The sequence below is a fragment of the Pseudomonas sp. FG-3G genome, from assembly GCF_901007645.1.
In the GTDB taxonomy this organism is placed as follows: Bacteria; Pseudomonadota; Gammaproteobacteria; order Pseudomonadales; family Pseudomonadaceae; genus Aquipseudomonas; species Aquipseudomonas rhizophila.
This window is the reverse complement of record NZ_CAAKGZ010000020.1, coordinates 425,657-446,956: the sequence shown is the minus strand read 5'-3', so window position 1 is coordinate 446,956 and position 21,300 is coordinate 425,657. Positions and strand designations below refer to the sequence as shown.

Here is a 21,300-nt window from a genome sequence, read left to right as displayed (position 1 = left end):
CAGCTCATCGGCGGCGACCTTGACGACAATCAATTGCCGTTAATGCATCAGGCTCGCGAACGGCAAGTACATCACCTTGTCGTGCATGCGCACGCGCGCCTGGCACTCGACCACGGCCAGACCGTCGGCCCAGCATGCGGCAGCCAACATGGCCGAACTTTGCTGGGGATGCAGCTCGACACACAGCGAACCATCGGCACCGGGGACCAGTTTCGCCCGCAGGTACTGCCGCCGCCGGTTGGGCTTGGGCCAGTCAAAGCCGGCGGGCAACTGCAACGGGACCGGCAATACTTCGTCCATGCCTTGGGCTCGGAACAGGAACGGGCGCACGACGATCAACGCGGTAATCAGCGCCGCCGATGGGTTACCTGGCAAACCGATCCAGGGTTTGCCGGCGACTTCGCCAAAGGCCAGCGGTTTGCCCGGCTGGATTGCCAGGCGCCACAGGTCGACGCTGCCCAGCGCTTCGATGGCTTGTTTGAGGTGATCCTCCTCGCCCACCGAAACGCCGCCGGAGGTCAGCAGCACGTCACACTCGGCCGCCGCCAGACTCAAGGCCTGGCGACTGGCGAGCAGCTTGTCGGGCATGGCGCCGTAGTCATGCACCTCCATGCCCCAGCCGCGCAGCAGTGCCGCGAGGCTATGGCGATTGCTGTTGTAGATCTGCCCCGGCGCCACCGCTTCGCCCGGTTCGCGCAGTTCATCGCCGCTGCTGAGCAGACCGACCTGCAACGGCCGATAGACCTCCATTCGCGCAATCCCGGCACCGGCCAGCAACCCCAGCTCCTGGGCCCGCAAGCGCTTGCCGGCACGAAGCAACAGGTCTCCTCGGCGCACTTCCTCGCCTTCCTTGCGCACATGGTCGCCGTCATTGACCGGTGGCAACCAGACCCGCTCACCTGCTACCTGACAGCTTTCCTGGGGCACCACGGTGTCTGCCCCCGGCGGCAGCGGCGCGCCCGTGAAAATCCGTACCGCCTGCCCGGGCTGCAGCGGATTATTGGATGCCTGTCCGGCGGCAATGCGCCCGGCCAGGGTCAGATAACCTCCGGCGGCTGGCAGGTCAGCGGCCCGCAGGGCATAACCGTCCATGGCGCTGTTGTCCCACGCAGGCAAGTTCATGGGGCTGCGGATGTCTGTCGCCAGCACCCGACCCAGGGCCTGGTCCAGCGCCACCCGTTGCACCGGAGGCGGCAGCGGTGCCTGATCCAGCAGGTAGCGGATGGCTTCATCCACCGGCATCAGCGCGCCGCTCTCACAGACGCTGCCACACGCGCCACTGCTCATGAGCGCGTCCCGCAAGGCTCAACGACAACGCCGGGCTGCGGTTTGAGGTGGGGAGTGAAGTTGCACGGGCCGGTGCGGCTGTCCAGTTGACCGACCAGGATCTGTTCCCAACCGGTGCGACACGCGCCCGGCGAACCCGGCAGGCAGCACACCAATACGCCGTTGCTCATACCCGCCAATGCCCGTGATTGCAGGCTGGACATGCCGATCTCTGCCAGTGACACCTGCCGGAACAGTTCGCCGAACCCGTCCACCTGCTTGTCCAGCAGCGGCAGCACCGCCTGGGGGGTGTTATCGCGGGGGGTAAAACCGGTGCCGCCGGTCATCAGCACCACTTGCACTTCAGGGGCGGCGATCCACTGCGAGACCTGGGCGCGGATCTGGTAGATATCGTCCTTCACCAGCCCACGGTCGATCAGCACATGCCCGGCGGTTTGCAGCAGATCGGCGAGGGTTTGCCCGGAGGTATCGGTTTCGAAGCTACGGGTATCGCTGATGGTCAGCACCGCAATATTCAGCGGTTGAAAGTGGCGTTGCGTCAGATGGGCCATGGTCAGCCGTCCTTTAAAAAAAGATGGCCCAGCCTGAACCGCAATCGGGGCCGGGCCTATTCCCCGATAGAGGTACCTCCCTCGGCGTTTACGGTGCCAGTCGGCTACGCTGCCAGGCGCCTTCTTGCAGGCGGTAGTCGAGGCGATCGTGCAGACGGTCGGCGCGGCCTTGCCAGAACTCCAGCCGTTCAGGCCTCAGGCAGTAGCCGCCCCAGTGTTCGGGACGCGGCACTGGCTGATTGATAAACCGTCGTTCGGTCTGCGTCAGCAACGCCTCAAGGGCGGCCCGATCCTCCAGCTCACGGCTTTGCGGCGAGGCCCAGGCACCAAGACGACTGGCCAGGGGGCGGGAAATGAAATAGGCATCCGATAGCCCGGAATCGAGCTTGTGAACCTGCCCTTCAACCCGCACTTGCCGCTCCAGTCCCGGCCAGAAAAAGGTCATGGCCGCCCACGGATTGATCGCCAGGTCCCGCCCCTTGCCACTGTCGTAGTTGCCGAAAAATGTGAAACCTTCATCGCTGAACCCCTTGAGCAGCAGCACCCGACAGTGCGGCCGGCCCTGCTCGTCCACGGTCGCCAGGGTCATGCTGTTGGCTTCCACCGGCGGGCTTTCGGTGTCGCGGGCTTGTTGCATCCATAACCCGAACAGAACCATCGGATCGTCCGGGACATGGGTTTCATCCAGGCCATCGAGGGTGTACTGGCGGCGCATTTTGGTCAGGGAAAGGGGCATGGCGGTGATCTCCCGATAGGTTTGGCCCAGTCTGCGCCTGGCCGCCTGAGCCGACCTTGATCGTTGTCAATGCTGATTCCTGTGTTGAATTTACCGACGCCATCGCGAGCAAGCTCGCTCCCACAGGGTTTTGTGAACGCCACAGGACGAATGTGGGAGCGAGCCTGCTCGCGATGAAGACGACTCGGTCTAATAGGTCGCCGGCTACTTGAGCCCCAACCGCCGCGCCAGCTTATGCAGATTGCTCGGATCAACCTCCAGCAGCCGCGCCGCACCGGCCCAGTTCTGCCCGCAATGCTCCAGGGCCTTGAGGATCGCCTGGCGCTGGCAAGTGTCGACAGCTTCATTCAGCGGCTGGAATGGTACATCGGCGACCTCTAGAGACTGTTCAAGTGTCGTGTGGGCCGTGGATCCGCTGGCATTGACGTCCAGGTCCAGCACCTGCGGCTCCAGGGTCATGATCAGGCTGCGACTGGCCCCGCGGCTGAGTTGCTTCAACGCCGCGCGACTGATCACGTGCTCCAGCTCCCGCACATTGCCCGGCCAGGAGTACGCCAGCAGCGCCTGTTCAGCGGCCGGTGACAGGCGCAAACCGCGCAAGCCCAGGCGCGTGCGGTTCAACTCGAGGAAATGCCCGGCGAGCATCAGCACATCGCTACCGCGTTCGCGCAACGGCGGGATCGGCACCGGGTAGACCGAGAGTCGGTGATACAGGTCGGCGCGAAATAGCCCATCGCGAATGCTGTCCGGCAGGTGGCGGTTGGTGGCGGCGATGATCCGCACATCGACGTGCAGCGGCTTGTCAGCACCCAGGCGCTGGATCTCGCCGTTTTGCAGGGTGCGCAGCAACTTGGCCTGCACACTCAACGGCAATTCACCCACCTCGTCGAGAAACAACGTGCCGCCATTGGCCGCGTCGAAACGCCCGGCGCGGTCGGTCGTAGCGCCGGAGAATGCCCCTTTGACGTGGCCGAACAGTTCGCTTTCGGCCAGGGACTCGGGCAAGGCTGCGCAATTGACCTGCACCAGCGGCTTGTGACTGCGCCGGGACAAGCGATGCAAACGACGCGCAAACAACTCCTTGCCGACACCGGTTTCTCCCAGCAACAGCACCGGCAGTTCGGAGTCGGCCAATACGTCCAGCTCGTTGAGCAGTTGATCCAGCACCTCGCTGCGCCCAAGGATCTCGCCCTCCTCGGCCGGCCGACGGACATCCGGCAGATCACTGCGCGAGGCGCGCAGGCTGCGGTTTTCCTGCTCGAGCCGGGTCACCCGCACCGCCGCTTCGATCTGCAAGGTGCACCGTTTGAGTTCTTCCCTTGCGCGGCTGTCGAAGGTGCCAGCATGCAGCGCATCCAGGGTGATCGCGCCCCAGAGCCGCCCTTCCACGTACAGGCTCACGCCCATGCAGTCGTGCACCGGCAGCGGTTCGCCGACGTGGTTATCGAGCAAGCCGTCATAAGGGTCGGGCAAGCGGCTGTCGGGCTCGAACCAGGTAGGTTCGCGCGACGCCATGATCGCCGCCAGGCGCGGATGCTGGGCGATCACGAACCGACGGCCGAGCGCCTCATGCACCAGGCCTACGGTGGCGACAGGCCTGAGGCTGTCATCGTCCAGCCGCAACAAGCCTACGGCGCCACTGTTGAAGTATTCGCGCAGGGTCTGTACCAGGCGTTGCAATCGAACGGCATTGGGCAACTCGACGATCAGGTCGGCGGCCAGGCTTTCACGCAGCATGGTAGTGATTACCCTCCAGGGTTCGTTTGACCCCTTGCAGCCAGGGTGAGAATCACCCTGGTAAATATTTATCCGTTAATTTTCAGACAGTTAATTCTGGCACGTCGGCTGCAAAGTTCGCTCATCTGTCCCTCCCGGGATTCAACCCAAGGAAACATGATGAGCCTCGATCTGCTGGAACAAAGCCTCGGCCAATTGGCCTGCGACATTCCCGGTGCCACCCGTACCTTTCATCACTACAACCTCGACTTCTGTTGTGGCGGGCAAAAATCCTTGCGCGAAGCAGCGCTGGGCAAGGGCCTGAACCCACTGCTGATCGCCGATGCCCTGCGCACCCTGCAGGCCGCTGGGGAACTGGGCCATGACTGGCGCGACGAACCCCAGGCGCTGTTGATCGCCCACATCCTGGAACGCTACCACGCCCGTCACCGCGAACAGCTGCCGGAATTGATCCGTCTGGCCCGCCGCGTCGAGATGGTCCATGGCGCCCGGGCCAGTTGCCCCGTCGGCCTGGCCGATCACTTGCAGGACATGTATCAGGAACTCGAAGGCCACATGCTCAAGGAGGAGCAGGTGCTGTTTCCGATGCTGCAACAGGGCCTGGGTGATCGGGCCTCGGCCCCCATCCAGGTACTGCGCTACGAACACGACCAGCACGGTGAAGCGCTGGAAACCATGCTTGCCCTGACCGACCAGATCACCCCGCCCTCCGATGCCTGCAACACCTGGCGCGCCCTGTATCGCGGGCTGGTGGAGTTTCGTGATGACCTGATGCAGCACATCCATCTGGAAAACAATGTGTTGTTCGTCAATGCGATGAAACCCGTTCGCTGACTCTCAAACATTGCCATTACCCCTGTGGGAGCAAAGCTTGCTCGCGATAGCGCTGGATCAGTCAGCATTGATACCGACTGACATTGCGCCATCACGAGCAAGCTTTGCTCCCACAGCCGTTTGTGGCTCTCATTCCTGCTCAAAACTGCCAATAGAACATCGCCTTGGCCAACACCACAATCAGCACCATGTGTCCCAGGATACTGCGACGCAGCCAGCAGGCGCGGTCCGGGGTCAGCCGCCCGCTCTTGAGCCAGTACGCCAGCCACAAATAATGGCCGATGATGCTCAAGGCCAGCAGAATCTTCAGGCTCAGCAACAGGCCGAAGCTGTTGCTCAACGGTTGGCTCAATGCACCGCGATGCTGCCAGGCCAGCGCGATGCCGGCGCTGTAAAGCACCAGCACCACCCCGTGCAACACCTGCCGCGAACGCTTGGCGATCGCAGGATCGGCGGCGTCCCTGACGCCTTGGGCCAAAGGCCGGCGGGCGGCATGCCAGATAAAAACCTCGAAAAACAACGTGCCGATAAAAGCGATAGCCGCCAATAGATGAGTGACCAGCAAAACCCCATACATCATCGATCCCCTCGGCTCATCCTGGATGCCCATCCACGCGGGCCTGCAACAGCATCGGCCCATAACGCCAGGCGTAGAGTCCGAATGCCAGGGTCCAGCACAGCCCCGCCAGCCACAGCGCGGCCAACGGGAACAGCAGCACCAGCAGCACTCGGCTCAGGCATGCCAGGTTCAGCAGGACGAACGCCAGGGTCATGCCGGCCGGCGGTTCCAGGGCTCGCCCGGTATGGCCCAGGCTGACGCGGGCGATCATCGCCAGGATCAACCCGGCCATGGCGCCGATGGACAAGCTGTGCACCGCCAGGCTCGGGTTCAGCGCGACGCCGAAATGCCACAGGGCCATGCCCAGGCAAGCCAGCGCCAGCCAGGCGTAGGCCAGGTGCAGCGACCACAGCAGCGGCACCCGCCACAAATCCCGATCATGCCAACGCACCAGCCGCACCCCGTGCCCCACCGCCAGCGCGGCGAACAACAGGCCGACCCAGAGGCTGGTCGACAGCGCCGGGCCGAAGGCATACAGCAGCGCCACCAGTGCCGACCCCGCCAGTAACAGACGATCGAGCCACGGCCAGGGGGCAACGCCTTCTACCCGGCCCAGACCGCGCTGGGTGAAGAAAGGAATCACCCGCCCGCCGATCAGCCCCATCATCGCCGCCACCAGCCACAGGCCCGTAAGCACACTTTGGCGCTGCAAGCCCTCGTCATGTTGCACCAGACCGTACACGGATAACCCATCAGCGGCGGCCAACAGCAGCAAGACCAGCACAATCGGGTAGTTGCGCTTCTGCCGTACGCGCCACAACGTAATGCCCATCAACGCCGCAACCGCCAGGGCGAAACCCAGCTCCAGCACCGTCAGCAATGGCCAGGGCGCATCTGCCAGCCAGGCCAGTCGCGCGCCCAGCCATAACAGCGCCAGCGCCGCCAGACGTTTGCCACTAAGCCCCGGAGTACCTGTCCAGGTCTGCACGGCCGTCAACAAGAACCCGGCGATGATTGCCAGGCCGAAGCCGAACAGCAGTTCATGACGGTGCCAGGCCAACCAGCCGCCGGCCGGTTGCCAGGCCGACAGCCTTCCAGTAAACGCCGCCAGCCACAACGGTATGGCCAACAATGCAAGCACACACCCGGCCAGGAAAAACGGCCGAAACGCCAGCCGCCACAACGGCAGGATGGCCATGGCCTTGCGACGGTCAAGCACTTGCATACACCACTCCTTTACCTCAGCGCGGGACGGGCCAGCGGTGAGGGGTCAACAATCAGGGTTCGAATGATCAGCTATCGGCACCGGCGGGCCTTGTCTCAGATCAAGCCAGCCTGCCTCACCCAGGTACTTGCAAGGGGCTTGCCGAAACTATTCGAGGGTGCACCGCCCCACTCAATAAACCGTCTGTTTATCCCCTGAAGGGGCGAGCCTGCTGGCGATGAGGCCGGTCAGCTCGATATCTCCGCTGACTGATAAGCCGCCATCGTGAGCAGGCTCGCTCCCACAAATGGCCATCAACCGGGTAAATATAACCCTGTCATGGTGATTATCACCCTAACAGTACAGGGTCATTTATACCCATCTCACCGTACGGCCCCGCAAATCAACGGTTGCGGGCATGGCCCGTCTCTTGCTCTGGCAGGGCACAGACTTTTTTTTGCCGGGGTTATCCTTGAAATACGTCGCGCTGCCGCTCGCCTGGTTCGTCCTGCTCTCTTGCGTCGTGGGTCTGGCCAGCGGCCTGTCCCTGAGCCTCGTCTGAATCCGATTCATTTCCCTGCCATACAAGGACTCATGCCATGGTGCTTCACCGTGTTCATCACCAGATTCTGCGCAGTCATCACCTGTTCGAACCGTTGAACGAAGAACAGCTCGACGAACTGATGAGTACCAGCCAATTGCTGAATGTCGACAGGGGCGAACCGCTGTTCCGCCAAGGCGAACCGGCGCAGGCGTTTTACTTCGTGATCTCCGGCGCGGTGAAAATCTACCGGTTGACGCCGGACGGCCAGGAAAAAGTCTTCGAGGTGATCGGCGAGCGCCAGACCTTCGCTGAAGCCATGATGCTGATGGACACGCCGAACTACGTCGCTTGCGCAGAGGCCGTTGGGCCAACCCAGCTGTATCGCCTGTCCAATGCCACGTACATGCGTCTTTTGCAAAGTAACAGCCGGTTGACCTTCGCCCTGCTCGGCAAGCTCTGTGTGCGCCTGCACCAACGGGTCAACGAGATTGAAACCCTGTCGCTGAAAAACGCCACCCACCGCGTAGTGCGCTACCTGCTGACACAACTGGTGCGCTTGCAAACCGTGGACAGCCAGTTCGAGCTGCCCATGGCCAAGCAACTGATCGCCGGACACCTGTCGATCCAGCCAGAAACCTTCTCGCGGATCATCCGCCGGCTGATCGATGAAAAAATCATCACCCAGGATGGTCGCCAGATCGCCATTCTCGATCGCCTGCGCCTGGAACATTTCGAATGAGCGCGCAACCCACCTGCCTGTATTGCCAACACACCAACCCCGCCAATCAAAGCGAATGTCGCCAGTGCGGCATGCCGCTGCCGGCCGAGGCGGCGCTGGCTGGCGAGCGTCGCCTGCGACGCTTCACCTGGTTCTGTATCGGTCTGACGATATTCTGCGTCGTCATGTTTTTCTGGTTACCCCGCGACATCGCCTGAACCCTCAATCCTGAGTCAACTGCCGGTACAACTGCGGCAAACGCAGCGGCAGTTGCTCCGGCTGACGGATCAAGGTGTAGCCATTGGCGCCGAACATGTACGGCAGGTAATCCCCGGCTTCACGATCGATGGTGATGCAAAACGGCGTCAGCCCCTGACGCCGAGCCTCCAGCACCGCCTGGCGGGTGTCCTCCACGCCATAGCGCCCTTCATAGAGATCCAGGTCGTTGGGTTTGCCATCGCTCACCAGCAACAACAACTTGCGTCGCCGCTTGCACCCTTCCAGCCGTTGGGTGGCCTGGCGAATGGCGGCGCCCATGCGCGTGTAGTAACCGGGCCTCAGGCCCTGGATCCGACCGCGGGTATGGTCGTCATAGCCTTGGTTGAACGCCTTGATCTCGTGCATCCGCACCTGTTGTCGGCGCAGTGAAGAGAACCCGTACAAGGCAAAATCATCCCCCAGCACCGACAGGGTTTCACCGAACAGCAGCAGGCTGTCGCGGATCACGTCGATCACCCGGTGTTCGTCGTTGAGGTGGGCATCGGTGGACATCGACAGATCGGCCAACAGCAGGCAAGCCAGGTCGCGGCGGGTCTGGCGTTGTTCCATGAACAAGCCGCGTTCGCTGCATTGGCCGTGCTGACGCTCGACGTGGAAGTCCAGCCAGGCTTGCAGGTCCAGCTCCGAACCCTGGGTTTGCTGGCGCAGCCATTGTCGATCGTTGCGCAGGTGCTCGAACTGGCGTCGCAAACGCTGGGCCGAGGCGCGCAGGCGGTTCGGCAGCGGCTGAGGTTCGCAGTCCCGGGGAGTGAAAGTCTGCACACTGACGAAATCATCCTGGAGGCGTTGCTTGCGGTAGTCCCATTCCGGCAACAGGATGCCCGCGCCCAGGGGAATGTCATCCACATCGGCCGGCGGCAAGTCCAGGTGCAACTTCAAACCGCCGCCCTTGCGCAAGCGGGTGCGCGACAGGGTCAATTGGTCCAGGTCCTCGGCGACTCGCGCCGCGTCCGGGTCTTCGCTGTCGTCCGCCCAGCGATCCAGGTCCACGTGCTCGGTCCAACTGAACAGGTTCTCCAGGCGCACGATCAGCAACCCACCGTCCCGGGTGGTGTCGTCGATGCGCTCGGCGCGCTTGCGACCGCCCTGCTGCTCACCCGGCGGCGTCGCCAGGTATTGCTCGGACTCCTCGAAGTTGGCCGCCTGGGGATTGCCCAGATGCTGGGGCGGATACAGCCACAGCGGCAGCGGCCAGGCGGCCCGCTCACTGCGCGGAAAATGCTCGACGCTGCCCGGTTCGCGCAAGGCCTGACACAGCGCGCGTTCCAGGGCCGCCTCGGCCGGGGGTAATGATTGTGGGTCGGGACGCAACGACAGATGCGCATCCACCAGCCGCCGATATCGGCCACGCAGCGCCGGGTAACGCCCCAGCAGTGCTTGGGTCCAGCGTTGGTTGTCCCGTCCCCAATGCTTCATCGGCCCCGCTTGCGCGGCCAGCAACGCCAGCCAGCGGTACAGTTCTTCGTTCAACCCGGCATCGGGAAACGCCGCCAGGCTCGCTGGCAAACGCAGGTTGTCGCCATCGCACCAGGCCAATGGCACTTGCTTGCAGGTGCCGGCGATCTGCTGCAACAGGTTGCGGCGCAGCAGCAGGTCGCGGTCGCTGACCGCCTCCACACCCAGGTGAGAAGCACCACCGGTGGCGCGTAACAACACATGCAAAGCCCGTTGCCGGGGGATCAACTCCACCCGCGCTTCGGGAAAATCCACACTGGCTCGTCGGGTGATGAAACGGTGCCAGACGCTGCCGACCCACTCTTCCAGTTCAAGGGTGAATGCCATGGTTATTCTCCTATCGACGCGTTGCGGTGGAGGGACTGGCTCGCATCGCTTTTGTGGCGAGGGAGCTTGCTCCCGCTTGGGTGCGCAGCGCCCATCAAAAAGGGTCTGCTGCGCAGCCCAGCGGGAGCAAGCTCCCTCGCCACGGCCTCAGTGGTGGCCTTTCAAGACGGCACCACCGCCGCCGGTGCGCGCAAAGCGGCGCGGCCACGTTGGCGGAAGCTGAACAGGTAGCAGAGCAAACCAGCCAGGAACCCGACCCCGCTGACCAGACGCGCCCAGAACAGCGGCTTCAAATGGTCCATCGTCGCCATGAACGGCAAGGCACTGCCGTCCGCCATCCAGCGTTGCAGCCACACCTGGACGACACCGGCGGCGGTGAGGAACAAGGTGATCATCACCATCGACAGCGTCATCAGCCAGAAGCCCCAGATCTCCAGGCGCTGCGAACGTTCATCCGCCGCTTCACCCAACCCGCGCAGACGCGGCATGGCGTAGCTGATCAGCGTCATGACGATCATCGCGTAGGCACCGTAGAAAGCCAGGTGACCGTGGGCCGCAGTCAGTTGCGAACCGTGGGTGTAGAAGTTCACCGGTGCCAAGGTGTGCAGGAACCCCCAGACGCCGGCGCCGAAGAACGCGGTGACCGTGGTGCCTTTGGCCCACAAGGTGGCGGCGCGGTTGGGGTGTTGCCGGCGACGGTTCTTCACCATGCTGAAGGCGAAGATCACCATCGCCAGGAACGGCAGCGGTTCCAGCGCGGAGAAGATCGATCCGACCCACAACCAGACCTCGGGTGCGCCGATCCAGAAGAAGTGGTGACCGGTGCCGATGATCCCGGTAATCAGGGCCATGGCGATGATCACGTAGAGCCACTTCTCGACCACTTCGCGGTCCACGCCAGTGACCTTGATCAGCACAAAGGCGAGCATCGAACCCATGATCAGTTCCCAGACGCCTTCAACCCAAAGATGCACCACCCACCACCAGTAATACTTGTCGCGGACGAGGTTTTCCGGGTTGTAGAAGGAGAACAGGAAGAACACCGCCAGGCCGATCAGGCCGGTCATCATCACCATGCTGACCGTGGTCTTGCGGCCCTTGAGCATGGTCATGCCGATGTTGTAGAGGAAACCCAGGCAGACCACCACGATGCCCATCTTGGTGATCGTCGGTTGCTCCAGGAACTCACGGCCCATGGTCGGCAGCAAATCGTTGCCGGTAACTTTCGCCAGCGTGGCATAGGGCACCGAGAGGTAGCCCAGGATCGTCAGTACCCCGGCGGCGGCGAACACCCAGAACAGCACGATCGCCAGCTTAGGACTGTGCAGCTCCCGATCGGCTTCCTCGGGTATCAGGTAGTACGCCGCACCCATGAAGCCAAACAGCAGCCAGACGATCAGCAGGTTGGTGTGGACCATGCGGGCCACGTTGAAGGGAATCAGCGGAAACAGGAAGTCGCCGACCACGTATTGCAGCCCCATGATCAAACCGAACAGTACCTGCCCCAGGAACAACATCAGGGCAAACACGAAGTAAGGTTTGGCGACGGCCTGCGAGGCGAATTTCAGATGCGGATTAGCCATGCTCATCTCTCAGCCCTCCTTGTTTGGCGGCCAGCCATTGGTATTGATTTTCGAACTCCACTTGAGGAACTCGGCGATGTCGTCGACTTCCTGTTCGCTGAGGTTGAACTGCGGCATGGCGCGACGGCCGGGAACGTTCAGCGGCTGCATTTTCATCCAGGCCTGCAGGAACGGCGTGAAGGCTTCCTCGCCACCGCGCCGGTTGACCACATTGCCCAGCTCCGGCGCGAAATACGCGCCCTCGCCCAGCAGCGTATGGCAGCCGATACAGTTGTTGCGCTCCCAGACGCCCTTGCCGCGTATCACCGATTCGCTCAATTGCGCCTGGTTGCTGCGCTCTGGAAAGGTCTGTTCCGAGTGGTAGGTCAGGGCCAGGAATATCAGGAAAAAGAACACGCTTCCCCCGAAATAAATATTCCTGGCCATGCCTTTGGTAAAGGTATCTGACATGGTCACTTCCTCATTGCTTGGCGTGTCCATTCTAGGAAGCGAGGGTCCAGAACCCGCTTGATGGCGATCAAGAATCTCCGATGGTTTTAGTGGGTTGTTCCAGCACAGCCAGGAAGGCAGATGAGCTGTTGTGGCGAGGGAGCTTGCTCCCGCTGGGTTGCGAAGCGACCCTAAAACCTGCTGACGCGGAGTGTCAGATGGATTGAGTTGTTGCTGTAGGGGCTGCTGCGCAGCCCAGCGGGAGCAAGCTCCCTCGCCACAGGGAGTACGTCGGGATTCAGAGCGCGAACGAGATCACAATCGCGAGCAGCGCCGCCCAGCTCAACACCAGCCAGCGCCACAATCGCGGCGCATGGCGCAACTCCATGAAGCCGTCGGCGATCAACCAGGCCTTGGTCACCGCCACCGCGAGGATGGCGATGGACACCAGCCCGGTGGCAGCGACCTGGCCCAGGGCAACGGTGCCGATGCTCAGCACGGCCAGTGTCATCCAGCAGACGATCAAGACACGTGAAACCGACATGAGCACCTCCGCTCAACCGAGAATGTAGACAACCGGAAACAGCAACACCCAGACCAGGTCCACCATGTGCCAATACAGCACGCCGGATTCCAGCCCGCTGCACTGCTGCGCCCCGTAACGCCGCCGCCGGCAACCCTCGGCCAGCCAGGCAAGGATCACCATGCCCAGCAACACATGGAGAAAGTGAAACGCCGTGAGGATCCAGTACAAGGTGAAGAAGGTGTTGTGCTCCAGGCCGAGACCGTTGGCCAACAAGTGGGCGTACTCGATGAGCTTGAGCGCCACGTAGCCGCCGGCAACCAACAAGGCCAGCCAAAACAGCAGCGCCGCCTGGCGTGGCCGGTCCTGTCGGACTTGCTCCTGGGCCAAGGCTGCGAACAACCCGGCGCTCAGCAGGCTGAGGGTCATCGCCAGGCCGGTGGAGCGATCCAGCAACTGCCGGCCTTCGCTGAACAACGGCGGGTTCAATGCCTGGGCGACGGCGAATGCCAGGATCAGCAAGGCAAACACCGTCAGTTCGGCGAGGATGAAAAACCACATTGCCAGATCCCCTGGCAAACGCCGGGTGGACAGCGCAGCGGCTTCAGCCGAAGTGGACATCGACCACATCCATCAATGCGGCAACGGTTTGCGGATCGTCGCTCAACGGCTCGGCCAGACAGGCCAGACAGGCTTGGCGCGGGTCCATGCCGGCTCCGATCATGCGCGCGGCGAAAATCAGCAGACGCGTGGAGGCCACCTCCTCCAGATCATGCTGATCGAGCCGACGCAGCGCCTGCCCCAACCGCACCACCTGGGCCGCCAAAGCCATATCCACCCCGGCCTCGCGGGCAACGATGCGCTCTTCATCGGCAACCGTAGGATAGCCAAAGCGCATCGCCACGAAACGCTGGCGGGTGCTGGGTTTCATGCCCTTGAGCAAGTTCTGGTAACCGGGGTTGTACGACACCACCAGCATGAACGACGGCGGTGCCTGGAGAACCTCGCCGGTGCGTTCCAGATACAGCTGTCGGCGATCATCGGCCAAGGGGTGCAACACCACTGCGGTGTCCTGGCGTGCCTCCACCACCTCGTCCAGATAACAGATGCCCCCCTCGCGCACCGCTCGGGTCAGAGGCCCATCCTGCCACCAGGTGCCCTGGGCGCCGATCAGGTGACGACCCACCAAGTCGGCTGCGCTCAGGTCATCGTGGCAGGCCACGGTGTACAGCGGCAATTTCAGACGGTGAGCCATGTGCTGGACAAAACGGGTCTTGCCGCAACCGGTGGGGCCTTTGACCAGCACCGGCATGCCGTGCCGCCAGGCCTGTTCGAACAACGCCAGCTCGTTGTCCTGGGGTTGGTAGAAAGGTTCGGCCGGGTGTTCAAGGGTGTGGATAGCGTTCATGGCATGACCTGATCAGATAACACGATTGCCAGCCACGCTACGGGCCCCTGCGACAACCTGGCAAGGGCTGTGGCCGGCAAACTTGATCGCCGTCAAGCGGGTAACCACCGGCCTGGGCATAGCCTTGCAGCGCACCAAGAATCTGCGCGCCGAACGTCAATTGCAGGGCCGCGCGGGTCATGCCTGAGGAGAAATGGAATGCTGATCAGCCACAAAAAATCGTGGGTCATGGGGGTCGGGGCGCTGTGTACGGCGCTGGCTGCACTCAATGCCTTCGCCAACCCACCCGCTGCGCCGCAAGACGCCCGCATGGTCAAGACCGAAGGCGCGCCGGACCTGAGCCAGGCCGACTTCGACGCGGCCAAGCAAATCTACTTCCAGCGCTGCGCCGGCTGCCATGGTGTGCTGCGCAAGGGCGCCACCGGTAAACCGCTGACACCCGACATCACCCAGGGCCGCGGCCAGGCCTACCTGGAGGCGCTGATTACCTACGGTTCAGCCGCCGGCATGCCCAACTGGGGCACCTCCAACGCCCTGACCAAAGACCAGATCACGGTGATGGCCAAGTTCATCCAGCACACCCCGCCTACTCCACCGGAATGGGGCATGGCCGAAACCCTCAAGACCTGGAAGGTGCTGGTCAAACCCGAAGACCGGCCCACCCGGCAACTCAACTCACTCAACCTGCAGAACCTGTTTTCAGTCACCCTGCGCGATGACGGCAAGATTGCCCTGGTCGACGGCGACAGCAAAAAGATCGTCAAGCTGATCGACACCGGTTACGCGGTGCACATTTCGCGTATCTCGGCGTCCGGGCGTTACCTGCTGGTGATCGGCCGGGACGCCAAGATCGACATGATCGACCTGTGGCCGCAAGAGCCGACCAAGGTGGCCGAGATCAAAGTCGGTATTGAAGCCCGCTCGGTGGAAACCTCCAAGTTCAAGGGCTACGAAGACAAGTACACCATTGCCGGCTCGTATTGGCCGCCGCAGTTCACCATCATGGACGGCGAGACCCTGGAGCCCAGACAGATCGTCTCGACACGCGGCATGACCGTCGATACCCAGCAATATCACCCCGAGCCGCGGGTGGCGGCGATCATCGCGTCACATGAGTGGCCGGAGTTCATCGTCAACGTCAAGGAAACCGGCAAGGTGATGCTGGTCAACTACCAGGACATCAAGAACCTCACCATCACCAGCATCGACGCCGCACCGTTCCTGCATGACGGTGGCTGGGACAGCAGCCATCGCTATTTCATGACGGCGGCGAACAACTCCAACCAGGTGGCAGTCATCGACTCCAAGGAGCGCAAGCTCACCGCCCTGGTGGATGTCGGTAAAACCCCGCACCCGGGACGCGGCGCCAACTTCAACCATCCGCTCTACGGCCCGGTCTGGGCTACCAGTCATCTGGGTGATGCCGGCGTCTCACTGATCGGCACCGACCCGGTCAAGCATCCGCAATATGCCTGGAAACAGGTGGGCTCGCTCCAGGGCCAGGGTGGCGGTTCGCTGTTCATCAAGACCCATCCCAAGTCCCGTCACCTGTACGTCGACACCACCCTGAGCCCCGACACCAAGCTCAGCCAATCAGTGGCGGTGTTCGACATCGACAAGCTCGACGCCGGCTACACCGTGCTGCCGATTGCCAAGTACGCCGGTATCAAGAAAGGTGCGATGCGCGTGGTGCAACCGGAATACAACAAGGCCGGCGATGAAGTCTGGTTCTCGGTCTGGAGCGGTCAGGAAGACGAGTCGGCGCTAGTGGTGATCGATGACAAGACCCTCAAGCTCAAGAGCGTGATCAAGGACAAACGCCTGATCACCCCTACCGGAAAATTCAACGTTTACAACACCCAACACGACATCTATTGAGCCCCATCAATAAGAGGAAAAACCATGAAGCCTATTCTGCTTGCCCTGACCTTGAGTGCCGCATTCAGCCTGCAACCGGCACTGGCCCAGGACGGCCCGACACTGTTCAAGAGCAAACCCTGTGGCGCCTGCCACTCCATTGACACCAAGTTGGTAGGGCCGGCGCTCAAGGAGGTGGCGGCAAAGAATGCCGGCGTCGCCGGAGCACAAGAGCTGTTGGCCAAGCACATCAAGGAAGGCACGCAAGGAAACTGGGGACCAATGCCGATGCCGGCCAATCCGGTGACCGATGAAGAAGCCAAGATCCTCGCGGCGTGGGTCTTGACCCTTAAGTAACGTTGATCAAGAGCATCTCCCTGTGGCGAGGGGATTTATGGGGGAGCAAGGTTTGCCCGCGATGGGGGCGGTGCGGTCTTTCCGAGATCAAGGCGGCTGTTTCGCGAGCAAGCTTTGCTCCCCCATAAATCCCCCACCACAGGGGCCGCGCTCGGCTTTATTTCTCAAACAGGAGTACGTCATGGACCGACACCGCTATGCAACCCGGATGACCACCCTCCTCTTCGTCTTCTGTACCCAGGTGCTGGCCGCTCCCGACCACCAGCGCCAGGCCCAACTGCAACACCTGCTGGTCCAGGACTGCGGCGCCTGCCACGGCCTGCACCTGACCGGTGGCCTTGGCCCACCCCTGACCCGTGATGCCCTGGCCGGAAAAACCCGCGACAGCCTCATCGCCACCGTCACCCAGGGACGGCCCGGCAGCGCCATGCCCGGTTGGGAGCCATTGCTCGGTCCCGACGATATTCGCTGGTTGGTGGACCGGCTCCTTCAAGGAACTCCCGCCCCATGATCCGATCTCTGCTGTCTCTCACCGCCTGCGTGCTGTTGCTCTCGGCTTGTGCCCAGCCACCGCTGCGCGGCACCGGCGACTTGGGCGTGGTGGTGGAGCGCGCCACCGGCAGCCTGCAAATCATCGAAAGCGCCACCCGCACCGCCCTCGCCCGCGTCGAAGGGCTGGGGGATCTGTCGCACGCCTCGGTGGTGTTTTCCCGCGACCAGCGTTATGCCTATGTATTTGGCCGCGATGGCGGCTTAAGCAAGGTCGACTTGCTGAGCGCACGCATCGACCGTCGCATCATTCAGGGCGGCAACAGCATCGGCGGCGCGATCAGCCAGGACGGCAAGCTGATCGCCGTCTCCAACTACGAGCCCGGCGGCGTCAAGGTATTCGACGCGCAGACACTGGAACCGGTCGCGGACATTCCAGCCACACCATTGCCCGACGGCCAAAAACGTTCGCGGGTGGTCGGCCTGGTGGACGCGCCGGGGCAGCGCTTCGTATTCAGCCTGTTCGACACCGGCGAAATCTGGACCGCCGACTTCAGCCAGGGCCAGACACCACGTATCGAACGCTTCACCGCCATCGGTCGGCAACCCTATGACGCACTGATTACGCCGGACGGGCGTTATTACATGGCCGGACTGTTTGGTGAGGACGGCATGGCACAACTTGACCTCTGGCACCCGGAGCGCGGCGTGAAACGGGTGCTGGACCAGTACGGGCGCGGCGAGGCGCGGCTCCCGGTATACAAGATGCCCCACCTGGAAGGCTGGGCCCTGGCCGATCAACAAGCCTTTGTGCCCGCCGTTGGCCATCATCAGGTGCTGGTGCTGGACGCCCGCACCTGGCAACCGGTCGACGCCGTCGCCGTGGCCGGCCAACCGGTGTTTGTCACCGCCCGTCCCGATGGCCGACAGCTGTGGGTCAACTTCGCCTACCCGGACAATGACCGGGTGCAGGTCATCGACACCCAGACTCACGCCATCATTGCCGACCTGCGACCAGGGCCTGGGGTGCTGCACATGGAATTCACCGCTCGGGGCGACCAGCTGTGGCTGTCCGCTCGCGATGGCGGTGAGGTGCAGGTCTGGGATCCGTATCGGCTCGAACGCCTGAGCAGCCTGCCTGCCCTGAGCCCCAGCGGCATCTTCTTCAGCAGCCGTGCGCACAAACCGGGGTACTGACCATGACACCAAGCCCACTCGCCCGCCGCCTGATCGATCAGTTCCAGCATGGCCTGCCGTTGTGCGCCGAACCCTATCGGGCAATGGCCGATGCCCTGGGTTGCAGCGAAGCCCAGGTGCTCGATTGTCTGCAGCACCTGCAACTGGCGGGCACCCTGTCACGGGTCGGCCCGGTGTTCGAACACAGCCGAGCCGGGGCCAGCACCCTCGCCGCCCTGGCGGTGCCCGTGGACCGATTGCACCAGGTCGCAGCGCGCGTCAGTCAGTACCCGGAAGTCAATCACAACTACGCACGGGAGCATCGCTACAACCTCTGGTTCGTGCTGACCGGGCCTGATCGTGCCCACCTGGACAACATTCTCCAGGAACTGGAAAACGACACCGGCCTCACGCCGCTGGACCTACCCATGCTGACCGCTTACCGCATCGACCTGGGCTTTGCCCTGGAGGTTACCCCATGAACACGACCCTGAGTGACCACCAGTCACTGCAACTGCGCCGTCTGCTGGAGACCGGTCTGCCCCTGACATCTCGGCCCTTCCAGGCCCTGGCCGAGCAGGTCGACGCCAGTGAACAACAGGTTCTCGACCAGGTGCGGCACTGGCAGGAACAGGGCCTGTTCCGCCGCGTCGGCCTGGTAGTCAATCACCGCGCATTGGGCTTTGCCGCCAACGCCATGCTGGTGCTGGACGTGCCGGATGCATTGGTCGATGAAGTAGGTCGCCGCCTTGGCCAGACGCCGGGCATCAGCCTTTGCTATCAACGACCACGACGCTTGCCCCAGTGGCAATACAACCTGTTCTGCATGATCCACGGTCGCCAGCGCGACCGTGTCGAGGCCCAGGTCCAGGCACTGTTGGAGGAGCACTGGTTGAGTGATCTGCCGCACCAGTTGCTGTTCAGCACCCACCTGTTCAAGCAGTGTGGCGGACGCTACGCAATACCGGCCGGAGTGGCGATCGATGGATGACCTGGACCGACGCCTGATCAATCGTCTGCAACTGGGTTTGCCGCTGGTACGCCAGCCCTGGCAAGCCTTGGCCGATGAACTGGACAGCAGCAGTACCGAACTGCTCGACCGGCTGCACGAGTTGCTCAACGACGGCGTGCTTACCCGCTTCGGCCCGATGTTCGACATCGACCGCCTGGGCGGCGCGTTCACCCTGGCGGCGCTGGCGGTGCCCGAACCGCGTTTCGACACCATCGCCGAGCTGCTCGCGGCCATGCCCGAAGTGGCCCACAACTACCGTCGCGAGCACGCCTGGAACATGTGGTTCGTGCTTGCCTGCCCCAGTGAACAGGCGATCAGCGACACCTTGTTGCGTATCGAACGCCTGACCGGCCTGGAGCCGCTGAACCTGCCCAAGGAGGAGACCTACCATGTCGGCCTGTATTTCCCGGTCTGAGCCGTTGCCGCAGACGCTGCCTCGCCTGGATGAAACGCCACTGGCCCTGCGGCTGGTGGAACTGACCCAGGACGGCCTGCCCTTGCTCGAAGATCCCTGGGCCTGGCTGGCCGAGCAACTGGGGCTGAGCGTGGAATCGACCCTCGACCTGCTCAAGCGTTTGCAGGCCGAAGGCGCGATCCGCCGCATCGCCGCGGTGCCCAATCACTATCGCCTGGGTTATCGCCACAACGGCATGACTGTCTGGGATGTCGCCGACGCCGATGTGCCGCGCCTGGGCGCGCTGCTGGGTGCGCAGCCTTTTGTCAGCCACTGCTACCGCCGCCCGCGCCGGGCCGGTTGGCGCTACAACCTGTTTGCCATGGTCCATGGCCGCAGCCGCGAGGAAATCGACAGCTACCGCGAGCACCTGCGCTATCTGCTGGGTGAGGCCTGTAGCGCCGACGACATGCTGGTGAGCAGCCGCATCCTGAAAAAAACCGGCCTGCGCCTGTCGCCGGTGGGAGCAAAGCTTGCTCGCGAAACAGCCGCCTCGGTTTCTGAGGGACCGCATCGGCTTCAGGGCGGGCAAACCTAGCCCCCACAAGGAAGGAGTGACTTATGTTGAGGATCAGCCATTACCTGCGTGCCCTGGCCGGTCAATGTCCCGCGCCGCGTGTTGCACCACCGGGCAGTACACGAGCGCCGGTGGTGATCTGGAATCTGCTCAGGCGCTGCAACCTGACTTGCAAACACTGCTACGCCACCTCGGCCGACAGCGTGTTTCGTGATGAGCTGGACACGGCCGCGGCGCTCAAGGTCATCGACGATTTGCATGACGCGGGCGTACGAGTCTTGATCCTGTCCGGCGGCGAGCCACTGCTGCGCGAGGACCTGTTCCAGCTCAGTGCCTATGCCCGGCGCAAGGGATTCTTCCTGGCCCTGTCTACCAACGGCACGCTGATCGACCCGAGCAACATCGAGCAGATCGAGGCGGCGAACTTCGATTATGTGGGCATCAGCATCGATGGCCTGGAAGCGACGCACGACACCTTCCGCCAGCTCAAAGGCAGTTTCGCCAGTTCCATGGCGGCCATCAGGTTGTGTCGCGAACGCGGGATTCGGGTCGGGTTGCGCACCACCCTGACCCAGCAGAACCACACCCAGCTACCGCGACTGCTGGATCTGATGACTGAATACGACGTGCAGAAATTCTACCTGTCGCACCTCAACTACAGCGGTCGCGGCAAGCGCAGTCGTCAGCTCGACGCCCGGCAACAGATGAGCCGCGAGGCCATGCTCCTGATCTTCGAGCGGGCCTGGAGCGACATCCTGCACGGACGCGACACGGACTTCGTCAGCGGCAACAACGACGCCGATGCGGTGCTGTTGCTGCAATGGGTAGCCTCGCGCCTGCCCCATCACTACGCCGAACTGGAACGCATGCTCAAGGCTTGGGGCGGTAACGCCTCGGGCAGCGGCATCGCCAACATCGACAACACCGGTGAGGTACACCCCGACACTTACTGGTGGCAGCACTCGGTGGGTAACGTGCGCCGGACGCCCTTTCGCACACTCTGGCTGGAACGTCCCGACGCTCTGCTGCAAAAACTGCGCGAGCATCCGCGCACCGTGGGTGGCCGCTGCGGACAGTGTCGTTGGCTGGCTATCTGCAACGGCAACACCCGCACGCGCGCCTGGGCCGACGGCGACCTGTGGGGCCAGGACCCCGGCTGCCACCTCAGCGATGACGAAATCGGCTTGCACGCGCTCCCCAGCACTTTGATTCCCAGCGTTGCACTGCCCTGCGCCCGATAACCCGACGGCGAACCTGATGATGA

The 21,300-nt window shown here is 62.9% G+C and carries 25 protein-coding genes; 13 read left to right on the top strand and 12 right to left on the bottom strand.

Annotated elements, in window-relative coordinates:
- Window positions 1–39 precede the first annotated feature (39 nt).
- The 4 genes from glp to norR form a co-directional block, all read right to left on the bottom strand.
- Window positions 40–1,287: a gephyrin-like molybdotransferase Glp gene (glp, locus tag PSEUDOMOFG3G_RS11700; RefSeq protein WP_139050004.1), complete on the bottom strand. Its 1,248-nt coding sequence runs from the start codon at window positions 1,285–1,287 to the stop codon at window positions 40–42.
- Window positions 1,284–1,838 (bottom strand): molybdenum cofactor biosynthesis protein B, encoded by a 555-nt coding sequence (gene moaB, locus PSEUDOMOFG3G_RS11695; RefSeq protein WP_047225846.1) that lies wholly within the window; start codon window positions 1,836–1,838, stop codon window positions 1,284–1,286. Before moaB ends, glp begins: the two co-directional genes overlap by 4 nt.
- An 88-nt stretch (window positions 1,839–1,926) precedes the next feature.
- Window positions 1,927–2,574 carry a pyridoxamine 5'-phosphate oxidase gene (pdxH, locus tag PSEUDOMOFG3G_RS11690; RefSeq protein WP_139050003.1) on the bottom strand — a complete coding sequence of 216 codons (648 nt, stop codon included), beginning with the start codon at window positions 2,572–2,574 and terminating at the stop codon, window positions 1,927–1,929.
- A 204-nt stretch (window positions 2,575–2,778) separates the two neighbouring features.
- Window positions 2,779–4,311, bottom strand: a complete 1,533-nt coding sequence (gene norR, locus PSEUDOMOFG3G_RS11685; RefSeq protein WP_139050002.1) for a nitric oxide reductase transcriptional regulator NorR — start codon at window positions 4,309–4,311, stop codon at window positions 2,779–2,781.
- Window positions 4,312–4,470: 159 nt separating this feature from the next.
- Between norR and ytfE the strand changes: the two genes are divergently transcribed.
- Complete coding sequence (gene ytfE / locus PSEUDOMOFG3G_RS11680) at window positions 4,471–5,145, top strand: iron-sulfur cluster repair protein YtfE (RefSeq protein WP_047225844.1); 675 nt, start codon at window positions 4,471–4,473, stop codon at window positions 5,143–5,145.
- 139 nt (window positions 5,146–5,284) lie between these two features.
- Here ytfE and PSEUDOMOFG3G_RS11675 read toward each other — a convergent pair whose 3' ends face one another.
- Complete coding sequence (locus tag PSEUDOMOFG3G_RS11675) at window positions 5,285–5,725, bottom strand: hypothetical protein (protein WP_139050001.1); 441 nt, start codon at window positions 5,723–5,725, stop codon at window positions 5,285–5,287.
- 13 nt (window positions 5,726–5,738) lie between these two features.
- Window positions 5,739–6,929: an NnrS family protein gene (locus PSEUDOMOFG3G_RS11670; RefSeq protein WP_047225842.1), complete on the bottom strand. Its 1,191-nt coding sequence runs from the start codon at window positions 6,927–6,929 to the stop codon at window positions 5,739–5,741.
- Between the two features lie 397 nt (window positions 6,930–7,326).
- Between PSEUDOMOFG3G_RS11670 and PSEUDOMOFG3G_RS11665 the strand changes: the two genes are divergently transcribed.
- The 3 genes from PSEUDOMOFG3G_RS11665 to PSEUDOMOFG3G_RS11655 are packed head-to-tail and all read left to right on the top strand — an operon-like array spanning window position 7,327 to window position 8,388.
- Window positions 7,327–7,470 carry a hypothetical protein gene (locus PSEUDOMOFG3G_RS11665; RefSeq protein ID WP_171061360.1) on the top strand — a complete coding sequence of 48 codons (144 nt, stop codon included), beginning with the start codon at window positions 7,327–7,329 and terminating at the stop codon, window positions 7,468–7,470.
- A 37-nt stretch (window positions 7,471–7,507) separates the two neighbouring features.
- Window positions 7,508–8,191: a Crp/Fnr family transcriptional regulator gene (locus tag PSEUDOMOFG3G_RS11660; protein WP_047225841.1), complete on the top strand. Its 684-nt coding sequence runs from the start codon at window positions 7,508–7,510 to the stop codon at window positions 8,189–8,191.
- The gene (locus PSEUDOMOFG3G_RS11655) at window positions 8,188–8,388 is read left to right on the top strand and encodes a hypothetical protein (RefSeq protein WP_047225840.1); all 201 of its coding nucleotides are present in this window, start codon (window positions 8,188–8,190) and stop codon (window positions 8,386–8,388) included. Before PSEUDOMOFG3G_RS11660 ends, PSEUDOMOFG3G_RS11655 begins: the two co-directional genes overlap by 4 nt.
- Window positions 8,389–8,392: 4 nt before the next feature.
- Here PSEUDOMOFG3G_RS11655 and PSEUDOMOFG3G_RS11650 read toward each other — a convergent pair whose 3' ends face one another.
- The 6 genes from PSEUDOMOFG3G_RS11650 to PSEUDOMOFG3G_RS11625 all read right to left on the bottom strand — a co-directional run bounded on the left by PSEUDOMOFG3G_RS11650 (window position 8,393) and on the right by PSEUDOMOFG3G_RS11625 (window position 14,174).
- Complete coding sequence (locus PSEUDOMOFG3G_RS11650; protein ID WP_139050000.1) at window positions 8,393–10,231, bottom strand: nitric oxide reductase activation protein NorD; 1,839 nt, start codon at window positions 10,229–10,231, stop codon at window positions 8,393–8,395.
- Between the two features lie 161 nt (window positions 10,232–10,392).
- The gene (locus tag PSEUDOMOFG3G_RS11645) at window positions 10,393–11,820 is read right to left on the bottom strand and encodes a cbb3-type cytochrome c oxidase subunit I (RefSeq protein WP_047225838.1); all 1,428 of its coding nucleotides are present in this window, start codon (window positions 11,818–11,820) and stop codon (window positions 10,393–10,395) included.
- A 3-nt stretch (window positions 11,821–11,823) separates the two neighbouring features.
- Complete coding sequence (locus tag PSEUDOMOFG3G_RS11640) at window positions 11,824–12,264, bottom strand: cytochrome c (protein WP_047225837.1); 441 nt, start codon at window positions 12,262–12,264, stop codon at window positions 11,824–11,826.
- Between the two features lie 277 nt (window positions 12,265–12,541).
- Window positions 12,542–12,787, bottom strand: coding sequence for a cytochrome C oxidase subunit IV family protein (locus tag PSEUDOMOFG3G_RS11635; RefSeq protein ID WP_047225836.1), 246 nt, complete (start codon window positions 12,785–12,787; stop codon window positions 12,542–12,544).
- Between the two features lie 12 nt (window positions 12,788–12,799).
- The gene (locus PSEUDOMOFG3G_RS11630; protein ID WP_139049999.1) at window positions 12,800–13,387 is read right to left on the bottom strand and encodes a cytochrome c oxidase subunit 3 family protein; all 588 of its coding nucleotides are present in this window, start codon (window positions 13,385–13,387) and stop codon (window positions 12,800–12,802) included.
- Window positions 13,371–14,174: a CbbQ/NirQ/NorQ/GpvN family protein gene (locus PSEUDOMOFG3G_RS11625; RefSeq protein WP_076384504.1), complete on the bottom strand. Its 804-nt coding sequence runs from the start codon at window positions 14,172–14,174 to the stop codon at window positions 13,371–13,373. Before PSEUDOMOFG3G_RS11625 ends, PSEUDOMOFG3G_RS11630 begins: the two co-directional genes overlap by 17 nt.
- Before the next feature lie 309 nt (window positions 14,175–14,483).
- On the opposite strand from PSEUDOMOFG3G_RS11625, the gene nirS reads away from it, so the two are divergent.
- The 9 genes from nirS to nirJ all read left to right on the top strand — a co-directional run bounded on the left by nirS (window position 14,484) and on the right by nirJ (window position 21,277).
- Window positions 14,484–16,052, top strand: coding sequence for a nitrite reductase (gene nirS / locus PSEUDOMOFG3G_RS11620; protein WP_257220735.1), 1,569 nt, complete (start codon window positions 14,484–14,486; stop codon window positions 16,050–16,052).
- A 24-nt stretch (window positions 16,053–16,076) separates the two neighbouring features.
- On the top strand, window positions 16,077–16,388 hold the full coding sequence (locus PSEUDOMOFG3G_RS11615; protein WP_047225832.1) for a c-type cytochrome: 312 nt from the start codon (window positions 16,077–16,079) through the stop codon (window positions 16,386–16,388).
- Between the two features lie 181 nt (window positions 16,389–16,569).
- Complete coding sequence (locus tag PSEUDOMOFG3G_RS11610) at window positions 16,570–16,899, top strand: cytochrome c (protein ID WP_139049997.1); 330 nt, start codon at window positions 16,570–16,572, stop codon at window positions 16,897–16,899.
- A complete protein-coding gene (locus PSEUDOMOFG3G_RS11605) occupies window positions 16,896–18,074 on the top strand; it encodes a cytochrome D1 domain-containing protein (RefSeq protein WP_076384500.1) in 1,179 nt (392 codons plus the stop codon). The genes PSEUDOMOFG3G_RS11610 and PSEUDOMOFG3G_RS11605 overlap by 4 nt, the downstream gene beginning before the upstream one ends.
- 2 nt (window positions 18,075–18,076) lie before the next feature.
- Window positions 18,077–18,535, top strand: coding sequence for an Lrp/AsnC family transcriptional regulator (locus PSEUDOMOFG3G_RS11600; protein WP_076384498.1), 459 nt, complete (start codon window positions 18,077–18,079; stop codon window positions 18,533–18,535).
- Window positions 18,532–19,044, top strand: coding sequence for an Lrp/AsnC family transcriptional regulator (locus PSEUDOMOFG3G_RS11595; protein WP_139049996.1), 513 nt, complete (start codon window positions 18,532–18,534; stop codon window positions 19,042–19,044). The genes PSEUDOMOFG3G_RS11600 and PSEUDOMOFG3G_RS11595 overlap by 4 nt, the downstream gene beginning before the upstream one ends.
- A complete protein-coding gene (locus tag PSEUDOMOFG3G_RS11590; protein WP_047225827.1) occupies window positions 19,037–19,480 on the top strand; it encodes an Lrp/AsnC family transcriptional regulator in 444 nt (147 codons plus the stop codon). Before PSEUDOMOFG3G_RS11595 ends, PSEUDOMOFG3G_RS11590 begins: the two co-directional genes overlap by 8 nt.
- Complete coding sequence (locus PSEUDOMOFG3G_RS11585) at window positions 19,455–20,057, top strand: Lrp/AsnC family transcriptional regulator (protein WP_047225826.1); 603 nt, start codon at window positions 19,455–19,457, stop codon at window positions 20,055–20,057. Before PSEUDOMOFG3G_RS11590 ends, PSEUDOMOFG3G_RS11585 begins: the two co-directional genes overlap by 26 nt.
- A 23-nt stretch (window positions 20,058–20,080) precedes the next feature.
- Window positions 20,081–21,277 carry a heme d1 biosynthesis radical SAM protein NirJ gene (gene nirJ / locus PSEUDOMOFG3G_RS11580; RefSeq protein WP_139049995.1) on the top strand — a complete coding sequence of 399 codons (1,197 nt, stop codon included), beginning with the start codon at window positions 20,081–20,083 and terminating at the stop codon, window positions 21,275–21,277.
- The last annotated feature ends 23 nt before the right edge of the window (window positions 21,278–21,300 follow it).

Coding starts and splice junctions, on each gene's coding strand:
- glp (WP_139050004.1), bottom strand. CDS start 1,287: ATGAGCAGTGGCGCGTGTGGCAGCGTCTGTGAGAGCGGCGCGCTGATG.
- moaB (WP_047225846.1), bottom strand. CDS start 1,838: ATGGCCCATCTGACGCAACGCCACTTTCAACCGCTGAATATTGCGGTG.
- pdxH (WP_139050003.1), bottom strand. CDS start 2,574: ATGCCCCTTTCCCTGACCAAAATGCGCCGCCAGTACACCCTCGATGGC.
- norR (WP_139050002.1), bottom strand. CDS start 4,311: ATGCTGCGTGAAAGCCTGGCCGCCGACCTGATCGTCGAGTTGCCCAAT.
- ytfE (WP_047225844.1), top strand. CDS start 4,471: ATGAGCCTCGATCTGCTGGAACAAAGCCTCGGCCAATTGGCCTGCGAC.
- PSEUDOMOFG3G_RS11675 (WP_139050001.1), bottom strand. CDS start 5,725: ATGATGTATGGGGTTTTGCTGGTCACTCATCTATTGGCGGCTATCGCT.
- PSEUDOMOFG3G_RS11670 (WP_047225842.1), bottom strand. CDS start 6,929: ATGCAAGTGCTTGACCGTCGCAAGGCCATGGCCATCCTGCCGTTGTGG.
- PSEUDOMOFG3G_RS11665 (WP_171061360.1), top strand. CDS start 7,327: ATGGCCCGTCTCTTGCTCTGGCAGGGCACAGACTTTTTTTTGCCGGGG.
- PSEUDOMOFG3G_RS11660 (WP_047225841.1), top strand. CDS start 7,508: ATGGTGCTTCACCGTGTTCATCACCAGATTCTGCGCAGTCATCACCTG.
- PSEUDOMOFG3G_RS11655 (WP_047225840.1), top strand. CDS start 8,188: ATGAGCGCGCAACCCACCTGCCTGTATTGCCAACACACCAACCCCGCC.
- PSEUDOMOFG3G_RS11650 (WP_139050000.1), bottom strand. CDS start 10,231: ATGGCATTCACCCTTGAACTGGAAGAGTGGGTCGGCAGCGTCTGGCAC.
- PSEUDOMOFG3G_RS11645 (WP_047225838.1), bottom strand. CDS start 11,820: ATGAGCATGGCTAATCCGCATCTGAAATTCGCCTCGCAGGCCGTCGCC.
- PSEUDOMOFG3G_RS11640 (WP_047225837.1), bottom strand. CDS start 12,264: ATGTCAGATACCTTTACCAAAGGCATGGCCAGGAATATTTATTTCGGG.
- PSEUDOMOFG3G_RS11635 (WP_047225836.1), bottom strand. CDS start 12,787: ATGTCGGTTTCACGTGTCTTGATCGTCTGCTGGATGACACTGGCCGTG.
- PSEUDOMOFG3G_RS11630 (WP_139049999.1), bottom strand. CDS start 13,387: ATGTCCACTTCGGCTGAAGCCGCTGCGCTGTCCACCCGGCGTTTGCCA.
- PSEUDOMOFG3G_RS11625 (WP_076384504.1), bottom strand. CDS start 14,174: ATGAACGCTATCCACACCCTTGAACACCCGGCCGAACCTTTCTACCAA.
- nirS (WP_257220735.1), top strand. CDS start 14,484: ATGGTCAAGACCGAAGGCGCGCCGGACCTGAGCCAGGCCGACTTCGAC.
- PSEUDOMOFG3G_RS11615 (WP_047225832.1), top strand. CDS start 16,077: ATGAAGCCTATTCTGCTTGCCCTGACCTTGAGTGCCGCATTCAGCCTG.
- PSEUDOMOFG3G_RS11610 (WP_139049997.1), top strand. CDS start 16,570: ATGGACCGACACCGCTATGCAACCCGGATGACCACCCTCCTCTTCGTC.
- PSEUDOMOFG3G_RS11605 (WP_076384500.1), top strand. CDS start 16,896: ATGATCCGATCTCTGCTGTCTCTCACCGCCTGCGTGCTGTTGCTCTCG.
- PSEUDOMOFG3G_RS11600 (WP_076384498.1), top strand. CDS start 18,077: ATGACACCAAGCCCACTCGCCCGCCGCCTGATCGATCAGTTCCAGCAT.
- PSEUDOMOFG3G_RS11595 (WP_139049996.1), top strand. CDS start 18,532: ATGAACACGACCCTGAGTGACCACCAGTCACTGCAACTGCGCCGTCTG.
- PSEUDOMOFG3G_RS11590 (WP_047225827.1), top strand. CDS start 19,037: ATGGATGACCTGGACCGACGCCTGATCAATCGTCTGCAACTGGGTTTG.
- PSEUDOMOFG3G_RS11585 (WP_047225826.1), top strand. CDS start 19,455: ATGTCGGCCTGTATTTCCCGGTCTGAGCCGTTGCCGCAGACGCTGCCT.
- nirJ (WP_139049995.1), top strand. CDS start 20,081: ATGTTGAGGATCAGCCATTACCTGCGTGCCCTGGCCGGTCAATGTCCC.